The 16346-nt window shown below is 55.6% G+C and carries 16 protein-coding genes; 12 read left to right on the forward strand and 4 right to left on the reverse strand.

Translation table 11 applies throughout. From position 1 onward, the window contains the following. Positions 1 to 71: 71 nt before the first annotated feature. A complete protein-coding gene (gene hypA / locus AC3ITF_RS04725; RefSeq protein WP_096755960.1) occupies positions 72 to 428 on the reverse strand; it encodes a hydrogenase maturation nickel metallochaperone HypA in 357 nt (118 codons plus the stop codon). 198 nt (positions 429 to 626) lie between these two features. Here hypA and hycA point away from each other — a divergent pair, with 198 nt between their 5' ends. The 9 genes from hycA (at position 627) to hycI (ending at position 8506) form a co-directional block, all read left to right on the forward strand. After that, positions 627 to 1085: a formate hydrogenlyase regulator HycA gene (gene hycA / locus AC3ITF_RS04730; RefSeq protein WP_096755961.1), complete on the forward strand. Its 459-nt coding sequence runs from the start codon at positions 627 to 629 to the stop codon at positions 1083 to 1085. Between the two features lie 144 nt (positions 1086 to 1229). Beyond that, entirely contained in the window at positions 1230 to 1841 is a 612-nt protein-coding gene (hycB, locus tag AC3ITF_RS04735) for a formate hydrogenlyase subunit HycB (RefSeq protein WP_096755962.1), read from the forward strand. After that, on the forward strand, positions 1838 to 3664 hold the full coding sequence (gene hycC, locus AC3ITF_RS04740; protein ID WP_117343180.1) for a formate hydrogenlyase subunit 3: 1827 nt from the start codon (positions 1838 to 1840) through the stop codon (positions 3662 to 3664). The genes hycB and hycC overlap by 4 nt, the downstream gene beginning before the upstream one ends. Before the next feature lie 2 nt (positions 3665 to 3666). Beyond that, a complete protein-coding gene (locus AC3ITF_RS04745; protein WP_096755964.1) occupies positions 3667 to 4590 on the forward strand; it encodes a respiratory chain complex I subunit 1 family protein in 924 nt (307 codons plus the stop codon). Between the two features lie 17 nt (positions 4591 to 4607). Then, positions 4608 to 6317, forward strand: a complete 1710-nt coding sequence (gene hycE / locus AC3ITF_RS04750) for a formate hydrogenlyase subunit HycE (protein ID WP_096755965.1) — start codon at positions 4608 to 4610, stop codon at positions 6315 to 6317. Between the two features lie 9 nt (positions 6318 to 6326). Continuing rightward, positions 6327 to 6869, forward strand: coding sequence for a formate hydrogenlyase subunit HycF (gene hycF / locus AC3ITF_RS04755; RefSeq protein WP_115257624.1), 543 nt, complete (start codon positions 6327 to 6329; stop codon positions 6867 to 6869). Next, the gene (gene hycG / locus AC3ITF_RS04760) at positions 6869 to 7636 is read left to right on the forward strand and encodes a formate hydrogenlyase subunit HycG (protein WP_115257625.1); all 768 of its coding nucleotides are present in this window, start codon (positions 6869 to 6871) and stop codon (positions 7634 to 7636) included. Before hycF ends, hycG begins: the two co-directional genes overlap by 1 nt. Continuing rightward, entirely contained in the window at positions 7633 to 8043 is a 411-nt protein-coding gene (locus AC3ITF_RS04765) for a formate hydrogenlyase maturation HycH family protein (protein WP_135911522.1), read from the forward strand. Before hycG ends, AC3ITF_RS04765 begins: the two co-directional genes overlap by 4 nt. Further along, positions 8036 to 8506 carry a hydrogenase maturation peptidase HycI gene (hycI, locus tag AC3ITF_RS04770; RefSeq protein WP_115257627.1) on the forward strand — a complete coding sequence of 157 codons (471 nt, stop codon included), beginning with the start codon at positions 8036 to 8038 and terminating at the stop codon, positions 8504 to 8506. Before AC3ITF_RS04765 ends, hycI begins: the two co-directional genes overlap by 8 nt. 67 nt (positions 8507 to 8573) lie before the next feature. On the opposite strand, the gene AC3ITF_RS04775 is transcribed toward hycI, so the two are convergent. From AC3ITF_RS04775 to ascF, 3 genes are all read right to left on the reverse strand, one after another. Then, positions 8574 to 8813, reverse strand: coding sequence for a SymE family type I addiction module toxin (locus tag AC3ITF_RS04775; protein ID WP_115257628.1), 240 nt, complete (start codon positions 8811 to 8813; stop codon positions 8574 to 8576). A 193-nt stretch (positions 8814 to 9006) separates the two neighbouring features. Beyond that, the gene (locus AC3ITF_RS04780) at positions 9007 to 10431 is read right to left on the reverse strand and encodes a 6-phospho-beta-glucosidase (RefSeq protein WP_181624640.1); all 1425 of its coding nucleotides are present in this window, start codon (positions 10429 to 10431) and stop codon (positions 9007 to 9009) included. 22 nt (positions 10432 to 10453) lie between these two features. Next, complete coding sequence (gene ascF, locus AC3ITF_RS04785; protein WP_137399670.1) at positions 10454 to 11908, reverse strand: PTS cellobiose/arbutin/salicin transporter subunit IIBC; 1455 nt, start codon at positions 11906 to 11908, stop codon at positions 10454 to 10456. A 263-nt stretch (positions 11909 to 12171) separates the two neighbouring features. Between ascF and AC3ITF_RS04790 the strand changes: the two genes are divergently transcribed. The 3 genes from AC3ITF_RS04790 (at position 12172) to hypF (ending at position 16252) form a co-directional block, all read left to right on the forward strand. Continuing rightward, positions 12172 to 13185: a LacI family DNA-binding transcriptional regulator gene (locus AC3ITF_RS04790; protein ID WP_115257631.1), complete on the forward strand. Its 1014-nt coding sequence runs from the start codon at positions 12172 to 12174 to the stop codon at positions 13183 to 13185. 144 nt (positions 13186 to 13329) lie between these two features. After that, positions 13330 to 13875, forward strand: coding sequence for an electron transport protein HydN (gene hydN / locus AC3ITF_RS04795; RefSeq protein ID WP_096759340.1), 546 nt, complete (start codon positions 13330 to 13332; stop codon positions 13873 to 13875). Between the two features lie 142 nt (positions 13876 to 14017). After that, positions 14018 to 16252: a carbamoyltransferase HypF gene (hypF, locus tag AC3ITF_RS04800; RefSeq protein WP_489176180.1), complete on the forward strand. Its 2235-nt coding sequence runs from the start codon at positions 14018 to 14020 to the stop codon at positions 16250 to 16252. The last annotated feature ends 94 nt before the right edge of the window (positions 16253 to 16346 follow it).

Raw genomic sequence — 16346 nt, forward strand, 5'->3', positions numbered from 1 at the left:
CTATTGCTTGTTACTCGCTTTTTGCCGGATGGCGACGCTAACGTCTTATCCGGCCTACTTTGTCACCAGCTTTAATCTTCAGCATCGCCTATTTCAATTCGTCGAATCTGCAGGCCGTCATCGGCCACGATTCTTAGCATGTCGCTGTGACATTGCGGACAACGGCGCACGCGCTGGGTCAGTAAGGTGACGTACTGCTGGCATGTTTCACACCAACATTCGGCTTCTTGTTCTTCGAGGTGGAGTTTACAACCTTCTGCAAGGGTGCCACGGCATACCAGATCAAAACAAAAGGCGAGAGCGCTGGTTTCTACGCAAGAAAATGCGCCAATTTTGAGCCAGACCGCAGTAACCCGTTTTGCACCGTGTTGCGTAGCCTGTTGTTCAATCAATTCCAGTGCCCGTTGGCAGAGGGTTATTTCGTGCATATCGCCTCCCATGTTGTTATCGGGATAAAAGCAAAAAACATGCCAAACTGAATTTTTTCACCCGTGACAATGACGACGATGACGAAATGACATGTCGTCACGACCAGTAATTTATCTATCTATATGAAATATAAGCAATTAAATATTGGCATGAAACGTGCTTAACGCAAAATGTCTCTGCTAAACGGGTAACCTGACATGACTATTTGGGAAATAAGCGAAAAAGCCGATTACATCGCTGAACGGCATCGTCGCCTACAGGACCAGTGGCGTATTTATTGCAACTCGCTGGTACAGGGGATCACCCTGTCGAAAGCGCGTTTACATCATGCGATGAGCTGCGCGCCGGACAAGGACCTGTGCTTTGTCTTGTTTGAGCACTTCGTTATCTACGTCACGCTGGCGGACGGCTTTAACAGCCATACCATCGAGTACTACGTTGAAACGAAAGATGGCGAAGATAAGCAGTTGATTGCACAGGCACAACTGTCTCTCGACGGCAAGGTCGATGACCGTATCAGCAACCGCGATCGGGAACAGGTGCTGGAGCACTATCTCGAAAAAATCGCCAGCGTCTACGACAGCCTGTACACCGCGGTTGAAAACAATATGCCAGTGAATTTAAGCCAACTGGTAGAGGGTCATAGCCCGGTTTAAGCCTCGGGTGTGTCCACGTAAGTCATGATGCGGTGCGTATGCTGCGTCACGACAGTTTAGGGAATGGGCATGTCGATAAGTGTCGAAAATGACATTTGATAGACATGTTTTCGTCAAAAATGACTATCACCTGAGGAATGCCTGGTGAATCGTTTTGTAATTGCTGACTCCACTCTTTGTATCGGCTGCCACACCTGTGAAGCCGCCTGCTCAGAGACACATCGCCAGCATGGCCTGCAGTCAATGCCGCGCCTGAAAGTGATGCTAAATGAAAAAGAATCTGCGCCGCAGCTTTGCCACCAGTGTGAAGATGCGCCTTGTGCCACCGTTTGTCCGGTCAATGCGATTAACCGTGTCGACGGCGCCGTACAGCTGAATGAAAGCCTGTGCGTGAGCTGCAAACTGTGCGGGATCGCCTGTCCGTTTGGGGCCATTGAGTTTTCAGGCAGCCGTCCGCTGCATATCCCGGCGAACGCCAACACGTCAAAAGCGCCTCCTGCTCCGCCAGCGCCAGCTCGCGTCAGCACGCTGCTGGACTGGGTGCCGGGTATTCGCGCCATTGCGGTGAAATGCGACTTGTGTAGCTTTGATGAACAAGGTCCGGCCTGCGTGCGCATGTGCCCAACGCAAGCCCTGCATCTGGTGAGCAATATGGACATCGCCCGCGCCAGCAAACGTAAGCGTGAGCTGACGTTCAATACCGACTTCGGCGATCTCACCTTGTTTCAGCAGGCTCAGAGTGGGGATGCAAAATGAGCGCAATTTCACTGATTAACAGCGGCGTGGCCTGGTTTACGGCGGCGGCGGTTCTGGCATTTCTGTTTTCGTTTCATAAGCCGTTAAGCGGCTGGATCGCCGGTGTCGGCGGTGCGGTGGGTAGCCTCTGTACGGCGGCTGCGGGGTTCCTCGTACTGACCCGCGCCGTTGCGGTTAGCGGCGTGATGCCGTTTATCGGTCATAGCCTGCAAATGTCGCCGCTGAACGCTATCTGGCTGATTACGCTGGGTCTGTGCGGCCTGTTCGTCAGCCTGTACAACATCGACTGGCACCGTCACCCGCAGGTAAAAGCCAACGGACTGCTGGTTAATCTGCTGATGGCGGCGGCGGTGTGCGCCGTGGTTGCCAGCAACCTCGGCACGCTGGTGGTGATGGCGGAAATCATGGCGCTGTGTGCGGTGTTCCTGACCGGGTGCAGCAAAGAAGGCAAGCTGTGGTTTGCGCTGGGTCGTGTCGGTACGCTGCTGTTGGCGATCGCTTGCTATCTGGTGTGGCAGCGCTACGGTACGCTGGAACTGCGCTTGCTCGACCTGCGCACTCAGCAACTGCCGCTCGGTGCTGACATCTGGCTGTTGGGTGTGGCGGGCTTTGGTCTGCTGGCCGGGATTATCCCACTGCACGGTTGGGTGCCACAGGCACACGCCAACGCCAGTGCACCGGCGGCGGCGCTGTTCTCTACCGTGGTAATGAAGGTGGGTCTGCTGGGTATTCTGTCCCTGTCGCTGCTGGGCGGTAATGCACCGCTGTGGTGGGGCGTTACGCTACTGGTGCTGGGGATGATCACCGCGTTTATCGGCGGCCTGTATGCCCTGATGGAGCACAACATCCAGCGTCTGCTGGCGTACCACACGCTGGAAAACATCGGCATTATCCTGCTGGGTCTGGGTGCTGGCGTGACCGGTATTTCCCTTAACCAACCGGCACTGATCGCACTTGGCCTGACCGGCGGTTTGTATCACCTGGTCAACCATAGCCTGTTCAAAAGCGTCCTGTTTTTGGGCGCAGGCAGCATCTGGTTCCGCACCGGTCACCGTGATATCGAGAAACTGGGCGGTATCGGTAAACGTATGCCGGTGATTTCTCTGGCGATGCTGGTTGGCCTGATGGCGATGGCCGCGCTGCCGCCGCTGAACGGCTTTGCCGGTGAGTGGGTTATCTATCAATCCTTCTTCAAGCTGGGTAACAGCGGCGCGTTCATCGGTCGTCTGTTAGGACCGTTGCTGGCTGTCGGTTTGGCCATTACCGGTGCGCTGGCGGTGATGTGTATGGCGAAAGTCTACGGTGTGACGTTCCTCGGCGCACCGCGCACGAAGGAAGCGGAAAACGCCTGCTGCGCACCAATCCTGATGAGCGTGAGCGTGGTTGCGTTGGCTATCTGCTGCGTGATTGGCGGCGTTGCTGCCCCGTGGTTGCTGCCGCTGATTTCTGCCGCTGTTCCGCTACCGCTGGAAACGGCGAATACTACCGTATCTCAGCCGATGATCACGCTGCTGCTGATCGCGTGTCCGCTGCTGCCGTTCATCATCATGGCTATTTTCAAAGGCAACCGCCTGCCGTCACGTTCACGCGGTTCCGCGTGGGTGTGTGGTTACGATCACGAGCAGTCAATGGTGATCACTGCGCACGGCTTTGCCATGCCGGTTAAAGAAGCCTTTGCTCCGGTACTCAAACTGCGTAAATGGCTGAACCCGGTATCCTGGGTTCCGGGCTGGCAGAACGCGGCGGCACCGGTGTTGTTCCGTCGCCTGGCGCTGATTGAGCTGGCGGTGCTGGTGGTGATTGTGGTTTCACGAGGAGCCTGAGAATGAGTGTTTTGTATCCGTTAATTCAGGCGCTGGTGCTGTTTGCCGCGGCGCCGCTGTTGTCCGGTATTACCCGCGTGGCGCGTGCGCGTTTGCATAACCGCCGCGGTCCGGGCGTGTTGCAGGAATATCGCGACATTATCAAGCTGCTGGGCCGTCAGAGCATTGCGCCAGCGGATTCCAGCTGGGTCTTCCGCCTGACGCCGTTTGTGATGGTGGGCGTTATGCTGACTATCGCTACCGCGCTGCCGGTGGTGACCGTGGGCTCGCCGCTACCGCAACTGGGTGATTTGATCACGCTGATTTACCTGTTTGCCATTGCCCGCTTCTTCTTTTCTATCGCCGGTCTGGATACCGGTAGCCCGTTCACCGCTATCGGCGCCAGCCGTGAAGCGATGCTCGGCGTACTGGTGGAGCCGATTCTGCTGCTGGGCTTGTGGGTGGCGGCGCAGGTTGCTGGTTCGACCCACATCAGCAACATTGCCGATACCATTTATCACTGGCCTGCCGCGCGTAGCATCCCGTTGATTCTGGCGCTGTGTGCCTGTGCCTTCGCCACCTTTATCGAAATGGGCAAGCTGCCGTTCGACCTCGCGGAAGCCGAGCAGGAGCTGCAGGAAGGTCCGCTGACCGAATACAGCGGCAGCGGCTTTGCGGTGCTCAAGTGGGGTATCAGCCTCAAGCAACTGGTCGTTTTGCAAATGTTTGTCGGCGTGTTCCTGCCGTGGGGGCAGATGGAAACCTTCACTGCGGGCGGGCTGCTGCTGGCGCTGGTGATTGCTGTCGTTAAGCTGGTCCTCGGCGTGCTGGTCATCGCCCTGTTTGAAAACAGCATGGCGCGTCTGCGTTTTTGCGCCACTTCACGCGTGACCTGGGCCGGTTTTGGGTTTGCGTTTTTAGCCTTCGTCTCCTTGCTGGTGGCGTGATTTAAGAGAGTTTGAACATGTCTGAAGAAAAAGTAGGTCAACACTATCTCGCCGCTCTGCACCAGGCCTTCCCGGGCGTGGTGCTGGATGAAGGCTGGCAGACCAAAGATCAGCTGACCATCACCGTGAAGGTCAACTATCTGCCGGAAGTAGTTGAATTTCTCTACTACAAACAGGGCGGCTGGTTGTCGGTGCTGTTTGGTAACGACGAACGTCAGCTGTGCGGCCATTACGCCGTCTACTATGTCATGTCGATGGAGCAGGGCACCAAGTGCTGGATAACCGTTCGCGTAGAAGTCGACGCCAATAAACTGGAGTTCCCGTCCGTGACGCCGCGCGTACCGGCCGCCGTTTGGGGCGAGCGTGAAGTGCGCGACATGTACGGCTTGATCCCGGTAGGGTTACCGGACGAACGCCGTCTGGTACTGCCGGATGACTGGCCGGACGAACTCTATCCGCTGCGTAAAGACAGCATGGATTACCGTCAGCGCCCGGCGCCGACTACCGATGCCGAAACCTACGAGTTCATCAACGAACTGGGTGACAAGAAAAATAACGTGGTGCCGATTGGCCCGCTGCACGTCACCTCCGATGAACCAGGTCACTTCCGCCTGTTTGTTGATGGCGAAAACATCATCGACGCCGACTACCGTCTGTTCTATGTCCACCGCGGCATGGAGAAACTGGCGGAAACCCGTATGGGTTATAACGAAGTGACGTTCCTGTCGGATCGCGTATGCGGTATTTGCGGTTTTGCCCACAGCACCGCGTACACCACCTCCGTGGAAAATGCGATGGGGATTGTGGTGCCGGAACGCGCGCAGATGATCCGCGCCATTCTGCTGGAAGTGGAACGTCTGCACTCGCACCTGCTGAACCTTGGCCTGGCGTGCCACTTCACCGGCTTTGACTCCGGCTTTATGCAGTTCTTCCGCGTGCGTGAAACGTCGATGAAAATGGCGGAGATCCTCACCGGGGCGCGTAAAACCTACGGTATGAACCTGATCGGCGGCATCCGTCGTGACCTGCTGAAAGAGGACATGATCCAGACCCGTCAGCTGGCGCAGCAGATGCGTCGTGATGTACAGGATCTGGTCGACATGCTGCTCAGTACGCCGAACATGGAACAGCGCACCGTCGGCATTGGTCGTCTGGACCCGGAAATTGCTCGTGACTTCAGTAACGTCGGCCCAATGGTGCGTGCCAGCGGCCACGCGCGTGATACCCGCGCGGACCACCCGTTCGTCGGTTACGGTTTACTGCCGATGGAAGTGCACAGCGAGCAGGGCTGCGACGTTATTTCCCGTCTGAAAGTGCGTATCAACGAAGTCTATACCGCGCTGAACATGATCGACTTTGGTCTCGATAACCTGCCGGGCGGCCCGCTGGCGGTGGAAGGCTTTACCTATATTCCGCACCGCTTCGCGCTGGGCTTTGCCGAAGCACCGCGTGGCGATGACATCCACTGGAGCATGACCGGCGACAACCAGAAGCTGTATCGCTGGCGCTGCCGTGCGGCCACCTACGCCAACTGGCCGACGCTGCGTTACATGCTGCGTGGTAACACCGTCTCCGATGCCCCGCTGATTATCGGTAGCCTCGATCCTTGCTACTCCTGTACTGACCGTATGACCGTGGTCGATGTACGTAAGAAGAAAAGCAAAGTCGTGCCGTACAAAGAACTTGAGCGCTACAGCATCGAGCGTAAAAACTCGCCGCTGAAATAAGGAATCGCCATGTTTACTTTTATCAAAAAAGTCATCAAAACCGGGGCACCAACGTCGTCTTACCCGCTGGAGCCGATTGCGGTTGATAAAAACTTCCGCGGTAAGCCGGAACATAATCCGCAGCAGTGTATTGGCTGTGCGGCCTGTATCAATGCGTGCCCATCTAACGCGCTGACAGTAGAAACAGATCTGGTCACCAATGAGCTGGCGTGGCAGTTCAACCTCGGTCGCTGTATTTTCTGTGGCCGCTGTGAAGAAGTCTGCCCGACGGCGGCGATCAAGCTGTCGCAGGAGTATGAGCTGGCGGTATGGAAGAAAGAAGATTTCCTGCAGCAGTCTCGTTTTGCGCTGTGTAATTGCCGCGTCTGTAACCGTCCTTTTGCGGTGCAAAAAGAGATTGATTACGCCATTGCGTTACTGAAGCACAACGGTGATTCCCGTGCGGAAAATCACCGTGAAGGCTTTGAGACCTGCCCGGATTGTAAGCGCCAGAAATGCCTGGTGCCGTCTGACCGTATTGAACTGACTCGCCATATGAAAGAGGCCAGCTGATGAGCAATTTATTAGGCCCACGTGATGCCAACGGAATTCCGGTCCCGATGACCGTGGATGAATCCATTGCCAGCATGAAAGCGTCATTGCTGAAAAGCATCAAGCGTTCAGCGTACGTTTACCGCGTCGACTGTGGTGGCTGCAACGGTTGCGAAATCGAAATCTTCGCCACCTTGTCCCCGCTGTTTGACGCCGAACGTTTTGGCATCAAAGTGGTTCCGTCGCCGCGCCATGCGGATATTCTTCTGTTCACCGGTGCGGTAACCCGCGCGATGCGTTCTCCGGCACTGCGTGCCTGGCAGTCTGCCCCGGACCCGAAAATTTGTATCTCCTATGGGGCCTGCGGCAACAGCGGCGGTATCTTCCACGACTTATACTGCGTATGGGGCGGCACCGACAAAATTGTTCCAGTGGATGTGTATATTCCTGGTTGCCCACCGACGCCTGCCGCCACGCTGTACGGTTTCGCGATGGCGCTTGGCCTGCTGGAGCAGAAAATTCACGCACGTGCACCAGGCGAACTGGACGCACAGCCTGCGGAAATTTTGCACCCGGATATGGTTCAGCCGCTGCGTGTGAAGGTCGATCGCGAAGCACGTCGTCTGGCGGGTTATCGCTATGGTCGTCAGATTGCCGATGACTATATGAATCAGTTGGGGCAGGGTGAGCAACAGGTGGCGCGCTGGCTGGAAGCGGAAAACGATCCGCGTCTGACCGAGATCGTCACGCATCTTAATCATGTTGTAGAAGAGGCGCGTATCCGATGAGTGAAACGGTGGTGTTCAGTCAACTGAGCCGTAAGTTTATTGATGAGAACGATGCAACGCCCGCCGAGGCGCAGCAGGTTGTCTATTACAGCCTGGCGATTGGTCACCACTTAGGCATAATCGACTGCCTGGAAGCGGCGTTAACCTGCCCGTGGGATGACTATCTGGCGTGGATTGCCACGCTTGCCGAAGGAAGCGAAGCTCGCCGTAAGATGGAAGGCGTACCGAAGTACGGTGAAATCGTCATCGATTTTAACCATGTGCAGATGCTGGCGCGCGCGTTTGATGACGCGCTCGCCGTGCAGACACCGCAACAGCAGGAATGGAGCAAGCTGGTGCTCAGCATGCTGCATGACATTCACCAGGAAAGCGCCATCTATCTGATGGTGAGGAGACACCGTGACTGACGTTTTATTGTGTGTCGGCAACAGCATGATGGGTGACGACGGTGCGGGTCCGCTGCTGGCAGAAATGTGCGCGGCTGAGCCTAAAGGCAACTGGGTGGTCATCGACGGCGGAAGTGCGCCAGAAAATGACATCGTCGCGATCCGCGAACTGCGCCCGGAACGTCTGCTGATTGTTGATGCCACTGACATGGGCCTCAATCCCGGCGAGATCCGCATTATCGATCCCAATGATATTGCCGAGATGTTCATGATGACCACCCATAATATGCCGTTGAACTATTTGGTTGATCAGCTCAAAGAGGATGTTGGCGAGGTGATTTTCCTCGGCATTCAACCGGATATTGTCGGCTTTTATTACCCGATGACACAGCCAATCAAAGAGGCGGTCGAGACCGTGTATCAGCGATTAGCCGGTTGGGAAGGCCATGGCGGATTTGCTGAGTTAGAAGCGCCAGAAGAGTAAGCATTCCCAGCGCCGGATGTCAGCCACGCTCGGCATCCGGCCTGTTCCGCCTTTACATATCCAGCCGTTATTCAGTTGCCTGCTCAATAATTAATTTCCCCTGCATCACCGAAACATTCACCTCTGTGCCGGTCGGAAAACCCGCCTGTTCCAGCCAGTCGCCATTCAGCGTTAATGAGGCGTGTCGACTGATACGCAGGGTGAATCCGGTACGGCGATCTTCGTAGCGTCTTCTGACGTAACCCACTTTTAAACGACGAACGGGTTTGGCGATAATCATTGGTGTTTGAACATTATCAGTAGACATGAACGTTTCCTTGTTACGAACGGTGAAAAGTAAAAACTACTGAATAAAATGCCAGTAATAATGCGCGGCAGCAAACCGCAGAATGGAATGACGATCCAGAAAAATGAATGTAAAAAATGAAACGGAAAGGAAGGGGGATGTTTGTGGCGGGTGATCATGCGGGCCGGATAGCAAGCGCCATCCGGCCCGACGATCAGTCCAGCTCAGCCCCGTTGCTGGCGATCACTTTTTTGTACCACCAGAATGATTTCTTGCGAGTCCGCGTCAGCGTGCCATTGCCTGCGTCATCGCGGTCGACATAGACAAAACCGTAGCGTTTGCTCATCTCGCCGGTGGAGGCGGAAACCAGATCGATACAGCCCCAGGTGGTGTAACCCATCAGCGGCACGCCGTCTTCAATGGCGTCTGCCATGGCGCGAATATGGTCGCGTAAATAGCGGATGCGATAGTCGTCGTTGATCTCACCGTTGGCATCGATTTCATCTTTTGCCCCCAGTCCGTTCTCCACCAGAAACAGCGGTTTCTGGTAGCGGTCATACATCATGTTTATGGTGATGCGCAGACCCAGTGGGTCAATGCCCCAGCCCCATTCGCTGGCTGCAATGTACGGATTGCGCAGCGACTTCACCACGTTGGCGGCGCTGGTGTTGCCGGTGTTCATTTCTGCCGAGGCGCAGCGTGAGGCGTAATAGCTGAAGGAGACAAAATCGACGGTATTTTTCAGGATGTCATTATCTTCCGGGGCTTTCTCAATCACTACGCCCTTGTCACGAAACACGCGGGCTGAGTAGGCGGGATAAGCACCACGCGCCTGTACATCAATAAAGAACAGGTTTTCACGGTCCTTTTCCAGCGCGGTCCACACATCTTCAGGTTTGCACGAGTAGGGGTAAAAGTTTCCGCCTGCCAGCATGCACCCGACCTGGTTGTGCGGATTGATTTCATGGGCGATTTTGGTTGCCAGTGCGCTGGCAACCAGTTCGTGGTGCGCGGCCTGGTATTTCACCTGATCCTGATTTTCACCCGCTTCAAACACCAGTCCCGCGCCGGAAAAAGGGCTGTGCAGCAGGATGTTGATTTCATTGAACGTCAGCCAGTATTTCACCAGACCATCAAAGGCCTCGAAGCAGGTACGGGCGTAGCGGGTGAAAAACTCCACCATTTTGCGGTTACGCCAGGAGCCATACTCGGTGACCAGGTGCATCGGTACATCAAAGTGGCACAACGTCACCAACGGCTCAATATTGTACTTTTTGCACTCGGCAAACACCGAGCGATAAAAATCAATGCCTTCCTGATTTGGCGTTAGTTCATCCCCGTTAGGATAGAGCCGACTCCAGGCAATTGAGGTACGAAACACCGTGAACCCCATTTCTGCCATCAGGGCGATATCGTCTTTATAGCGATGATAAAAATCAATTGCTTCATGGCTGGGATAAAACTCGTCATCCCGCAGTTGAACGCGCTTTTCCTGACCCAGTTTAACCGGCATTCGATGTGCGCCGTGGGGGATCATATCCACGGTAGTCAGCCCTTTGCCGCCTTCCCGATACGCCCCTTCAGACTGGTTGGCGGCCAGTGCGCCGCCCCATAAAAATCCTTGCGGAAAAACAGACATAATAAACCTCAGTTAGTATCCGTCAGATGCTGGCGCCATTGATATTTCCCGGCTGCGCAGCCTGATTTTTTCTGGCCTGCGCGGCCGCATCTTCGACGGGAATATCCTCAAAGCCGAGCAGCAGCGTTAAGACAAACGACAGCACTACCGCCAGCGCCATGACGCCAAATACCCAGACAATGGTCATCGGATTGGCCGGGTCAAAAAACTGTACGCTGGTGAACAGACCTGGTGCAGCCATCGAGTGGCTTGCCAGTCCGGCCATCCCGGCTACGGCACCGCAGATAAAGCCGCTGATAAGACTGGCAATCAGCGGACGTTTCAGGCGTACCGCCACGCCGTACAGCGCCGGCTCGGAAATCCCTGCCATAATGGCGGAGGCCGCCGCGGCTAACGCTGTCTGACGCAGTTCCGGGTTTTTGGTTTTCCAGGCGACCGCTAAAGAAGATCCACCCAGCGACAGGTTGGCGCCAATTTCAGACGGCATAACCATGCCTTCTTTACCGGTTTCGGCAATGGTTTGAATAATGGTGGGGGTAAAGACGCGGTGCATGCCGGTCATCACCAGAAGCGGCCACAGTGCGCCCATAATGGCCACCGACAGCCAGCCCAGATAGCCGTGAATGGTGTACACCAACGCGGAGATCGCGCTGCCGATCCAGATGCCAATCGGGCCAATTAAGACGATGGCGAGCGGGGCGGCGATCAGCACGATCAGCATTGGTTTCAGGAAGTTTTTGGTTACGGCTGGCGTGATGCGATCCACCCACCGTTCGATGTACGACAGGCACCAGGTCATGACCAGCGCCGGGATCACCGTGTAGGTGTATTTCACCGCTGTGACCGGGATCAGCGCGAACTCAACGTGCTCGCCCTGTGCGGCCTTAGCCATCAGATCAATAAAGCTCGGATGCACCAGCACGCCCGCAATAGCAATAGCCAGCGACATGTTGGTTTTGAATTTAATGGCGGCAGAGGCGGCGACCATCAGCGGCAGGAAGAAGAATGCGCCGTCGCCAATCACTGTCAGGATCGTCAGCGTCGAGGAGCCTTTTTGCAGCACGCCGGTCATTTCGAGGATCATTGCCAGCAGTTTCAGCATCGATCCACCGATAATCGCCGGGATCAGCGGTGACATAGTGCCGATCAGCGCATCAAGGATCCCTGCCCCAATACGCTTGAGCGTCAGTTTGGGTTTGCCTGCGGGTTCGCTGGGCTGCATATCGCCCGGCAGCAGGCTGACGACCTCGCGATACGCCTGGGACACGGTATTACCAATGATCACCTGGCACTGATTGTCGCTACGCACTACGCCGAGTACGCCATTAAGCGTTTTTAACGTGGCGCTGTCGACCTGCGAATCATCTTTGATAACGAAACGTAAACGGGTCATGCAGTGGGTTACTGCGGTGATGTTCTCGACGCCGCCCAGAGCTGTCACAACCGAGCGCGCCAGCGCTGCATAATTTTTAGACATCGGATTTAATCCTGTTTTATCAGTAGGGTAGGTAATGTCTTACCGTTTATTTTCGTCTCATGTTGGTGATGGTGAAACATTGATAGGAAACCGGTTCCACAAAATCATGTTTAATTTATACTATTTATACAAGATTATATTTTGATCATTTTTTGTATTTGTGACTACGATCACCAGATAACGCGTTCTGCGATTGAGCAGCAAGGACAGCGGTGAAACGGTGCAGTACACTGCGTCACATTGCGTGAAAAGGGATGAGTAAGATGACCACGATGCTGGAAGTGGCGAAGCGTGCTGGCGTGTCGAAAGCTACGGTTTCCCGGGTGCTTTCGGGGAACGGCTACGTCAGCCAGGAGACCAAAGACCGCGTGTTCCAGGCTATTGAAGAGAGTGGCTATCGTCCCAATTTGCTGGCGCGCAGCCTGGCGGCGAAGAGCACGCAGACGCTGGGTCTGGTAGTGACCAACACCCTGTATCACGGCGTTTATTTTAGCGAGTTGCTATTTCACACTGCGCGTATGGCGGAGGATAAAGGACGCCAGCTTCTGCTTGCCGACGGTAAACATAGTGCCGAGGAAGAGCGTCAGGCGATTCAATATCTGCTCGACCTGCGCTGTGATGCTGTCATGATCTATCCGCGTTTTCTCAGTGTGGATGACATCGATGAGATTATCGATGCACACGCCCAGCCCATTATGGTGCTTAACCGACGCCTGCGTAAAAACACCAGCCACTGCGTCTGGTGCGATCAAAAACAGACCAGCTTTAATGCCGTCACGCAGTTGATTCGCGCCGGGCATACCGAGATTGCTTTTATCAGTGGCTCAATGGATTCGCCCACCGGCGTGGAGCGACTTTCCGGTTACAAAGACGCGCTGGCGCAGCACGGCATTCCGTTGAATAATGATTTGATTGTGAAGGGTAAATGGACGCCAGCCTGTGGCGCTGAAGGCGTTAAAACCTTACTTTTACGCAAGGTGAATTTCACCGCGCTGGTGGCCAGCAATGATGATATGGCGATTGGCGCGATGAAGCAGTTGGACGAACAGGGCATTAATGTTCCCGCGCAGGTGTCGGTGATTGGTTTCGATGATATAGCCCTTGCGCCGTACACCATTCCGGCACTTGCCAGCGTCAAAATCCCGGTCACGGAGATGGTCCAGGAAACCATAGGACGCCTGATCTTTATGCTGGACGGCGGAGCCTTTACGCCAGCGAAAAACTTTACCGGCGAGCTTATCCCTCGCGCCTCTCTTGCCCCGACACTTTCACGCTGATGCTGTCATTTGTCATCGTCACTAGTGACGATGACAGGCATTTTTGCAGCGAAGTAAAATAAAAATCCTTTAATAACAGTGCATTAAATTCTGGCACGATTTATGAATGCTTCGGCAGATAATCTGTCATTGCTGGAGAATTTGATGAACCGTTTCATCATTGCAGACGCCAATAAATGCATTGGTTGCCGTACCTGTGAAGTGGCCTGCGTGGTATCCCATCAGGATAACCAGGACTGCGCATCGCTGACCCCTGAAACCTTTTTACCGCGCATTCACGTTATCAAAGGCGTTAACGTCTCTACCGCGACGCTGTGCCGTCAGTGTGAAGATGCGCCGTGTGCCAACGTCTGCCCAAACGGTGCAATTAGCCGCGATAAAGGCTTTGTCCACGTGATGCAGGAACGCTGCATTGGCTGTAAAACCTGCGTGGTCGCTTGTCCTTATGGCGCAATGGAAGTGGTTGTCCGTCCGGTTATTCGTAACAGCGGCGCGGGTCTGAACGTGCGTGCTGAAAAAGCCGAAGCCAACAAATGCGACCTATGCCACCATCGCGAAGCCGGTCCTGCCTGTATGGAAGTCTGCCCGACGCATGCGCTGATTTATGTCGATCGCAATAAACTGGAGCAGCTGAGCGCGGAAAAACGCCGTCGTGCGGCACTGGACTCCACCGCATCTTTGCTGTTCTGATTGTCCAAAATCCGCGTAAAATACCTGCGCTAATAGCGCTACGCTTATCAGGCCTACAGGGCAATAACACGTAGGCCGGATAAGGCGAAGCCGCCATCCGGCAAAGGGATATTTCAGGGATACACGATCGCGGGAATTCAACATGACACTAAGCAACCACTCCGGTGTAGAGCTGCGCATTCGCGGTAAGGTACAGGGCGTTGGGTTCCGACCCTTTGTCTGGCAACTGGCGCAGCGGCTACAGCTGCATGGCGACGTCTGTAACGACGGCGACGGGGTGGTGGTGCGTTTGCTCGAAGACGCAGCGCAATTTATTGCCGAACTGCATCAGCACTGCCCGCCGCTGGCGCGGATTGATAGCGTCGAGAGTGCGCCGTTTGTCTGGCAACAAAGACCCGCAGATTTCTCCATCCGCCAAAGTGCTGGCGGAACGATGAATACGCAGATCGTACCGGACGCCGCAACTTGCCCTGAATGTCTTGCTGAAATGAACACCCCCGGTGAACGCCGTTATCGTTACCCTTTCATCAACTGTACCCACTGCGGCCCGCGCTTCACCATTATTCGCGCAATGCCGTATGACCGTCCGTTTACCGTCATGGCTTCATTCCCGTTGTGCCCACAATGCGATGCTGAATATCGCGATCCGTATGATCGTCGTTTTCATGCCCAACCTGTCGCTTGCCCAGCGTGTGGCCCGCATCTGGCGTGGATAAGCGCAGACGAGCGAGCGGAAAAAGAACCGGCGCTACAGGCGGCGGTTACGCGGTTGAAAGCTGGTGGCATTGTGGCGGTTAAAGGCATTGGTGGATTTCATCTGGTCTGTGATGCGCGCAACGACGCTGCTGTGGCGCTACTCCGTCGGCGTAAACATCGCCCGGCTAAACCGCTGGCGGTAATGCTGCCGGGGGATGACGGACTGCCAGAAGCGGCACGGCGTTTGCTGACTACGCCCGCTGCCCCCATCGTGTTGGTCAATAAACAGTATGTGGTTTCACTGTGCGAAGGGATTGCGCCAGGACTTACCGAGGTCGGCGTCATGCTGCCTGCCAACCCGTTACAGCATTTGCTGTTGCAGGAGATGAAGGGGCCGCTGGTGATGACCTCCGGCAACCTTAGCGGCAGGCCGCCAGCCATTACTAATGCGCAGGCGCTGGACGATTTGCACGACATTGCCGACGGCTTTTTGCTGCATAACCGCGAGATTGTGCAGCGCATGGATGACTCCGTGGTGCGCGAAAGCGGGGAGATGCTGCGTCGATCCCGAGGCTACGTGCCAGATGCCGTGGCGCTGCCGCCAGGTTTTCGCGACGTGCCGCCGATGCTGTGCTTAGGCGCTGATCTGAAAAATACTTTCTGTCTGATCCGGGGGGAACAGGCGGTGATTAGTCAGCATCTGGGCGATCTGAGCGATGACGGCATTCAGCATCAGTGGCGCGATGCGCTGCATCTGATCCAGAACATTTATGATTTTACCCCGCAGCGTATCGTCTGCGACGCGCATCCTGGCTACGTTTCCAGCCAGTGGGCCCGTGAGATGACGTTGCCAATTGAAACGGTGCTGCACCATCATGCGCATGCTGCGGCCTGCCTGGCTGAGCACGGCTGGCCGTTGAACGGTGGCGATGTCATTGCCCTGACGCTGGACGGTATCGGCATGGGCGAAAACGGAGCGCTGTGGGGCGGCGAGTGCCTGCGGGTGAATTATCGCGAATGCGAATACCTGGGTGGCTTGCCCGCGGTGGCGCTGGTGGGGGGCGATCTGGCGGCAAAACAGCCGTGGCGCAATCTGCTGGCGCAGTGTCTGCGCTTTGTGCCTGACTGGCAGCGTTATCCGGAAACAGCGTTTGTGCAGCAGCAAAACTGGAGCGTACTGGCTCGTGCCATCGAGCGTGGGATCAACGCGCCGTTGGCATCATCGTGTGGACGCTTGTTTGATGCCGTTGCCGCCGCACTGCAGTGCGCACCGCAATCCCTGAGCTATGAAGGCGAGGCCGCCTGTGCGCTGGAGGCGTTAGCGTCACAATGTGCAGGCGTTGAACACCCGGTCACCATAACGCTTAACAACAACCAGTTGGATTTGGCGGTTTTCTGGCAGCAGTGGCTGAACTGGCAGGCGACTCCCCCTGAACGCGCCTGGGCTTTCCACGATGCGCTGGCGCGTGGGTTTGCCACGCTGATGCGCCAACAGGCACAGTTACGCGGTATTACGACGCTGGTATTTAGCGGGGGCGTGATGCATAACCGTTTGCTGTCAGCCCGTCTGGCGTTTTATCTGCATGACTTTACGTTACTGTTCCCGCAGCGTTTACCGGCTGGGGATGGAGGATTGTCGCTGGGGCAGGGCGTGATTGCCGCGGCGCGGGCATTGCCGTAGAAATAAAAAAAGCCCCGGGACTGGCGGGGCAAGAAAAGCAAGTCGGGGCATACCGACAAGTGGCAACGCACATCCGTGTGCGTGAGGTTAATAA

The sequence above is a fragment of the Citrobacter sp. KH_055_1 genome (genome assembly GCF_057838705.1).

Coding starts and splice junctions, on each gene's coding strand:
- hypA (WP_096755960.1), bottom strand. CDS start 428: ATGCACGAAATAACCCTCTGCCAACGGGCACTGGAATTGATTGAACAA.
- hycA (WP_096755961.1), top strand. CDS start 627: ATGACTATTTGGGAAATAAGCGAAAAAGCCGATTACATCGCTGAACGG.
- hycC (WP_117343180.1), top strand. CDS start 1,838: ATGAGCGCAATTTCACTGATTAACAGCGGCGTGGCCTGGTTTACGGCG.
- AC3ITF_RS04745 (WP_096755964.1), top strand. CDS start 3,667: ATGAGTGTTTTGTATCCGTTAATTCAGGCGCTGGTGCTGTTTGCCGCG.
- hycE (WP_096755965.1), top strand. CDS start 4,608: ATGTCTGAAGAAAAAGTAGGTCAACACTATCTCGCCGCTCTGCACCAG.
- hycF (WP_115257624.1), top strand. CDS start 6,327: ATGTTTACTTTTATCAAAAAAGTCATCAAAACCGGGGCACCAACGTCG.
- hycG (WP_115257625.1), top strand. CDS start 6,869: ATGAGCAATTTATTAGGCCCACGTGATGCCAACGGAATTCCGGTCCCG.
- AC3ITF_RS04765 (WP_135911522.1), top strand. CDS start 7,633: ATGAGTGAAACGGTGGTGTTCAGTCAACTGAGCCGTAAGTTTATTGAT.
- AC3ITF_RS04775 (WP_115257628.1), bottom strand. CDS start 8,813: ATGTCTACTGATAATGTTCAAACACCAATGATTATCGCCAAACCCGTT.
- AC3ITF_RS04780 (WP_181624640.1), bottom strand. CDS start 10,431: ATGTCTGTTTTTCCGCAAGGATTTTTATGGGGCGGCGCACTGGCCGCC.
- ascF (WP_137399670.1), bottom strand. CDS start 11,908: ATGTCTAAAAATTATGCAGCGCTGGCGCGCTCGGTTGTGACAGCTCTG.
- AC3ITF_RS04790 (WP_115257631.1), top strand. CDS start 12,172: ATGACCACGATGCTGGAAGTGGCGAAGCGTGCTGGCGTGTCGAAAGCT.
- hydN (WP_096759340.1), top strand. CDS start 13,330: ATGAACCGTTTCATCATTGCAGACGCCAATAAATGCATTGGTTGCCGT.
- hypF (WP_489176180.1), top strand. CDS start 14,018: ATGACACTAAGCAACCACTCCGGTGTAGAGCTGCGCATTCGCGGTAAG.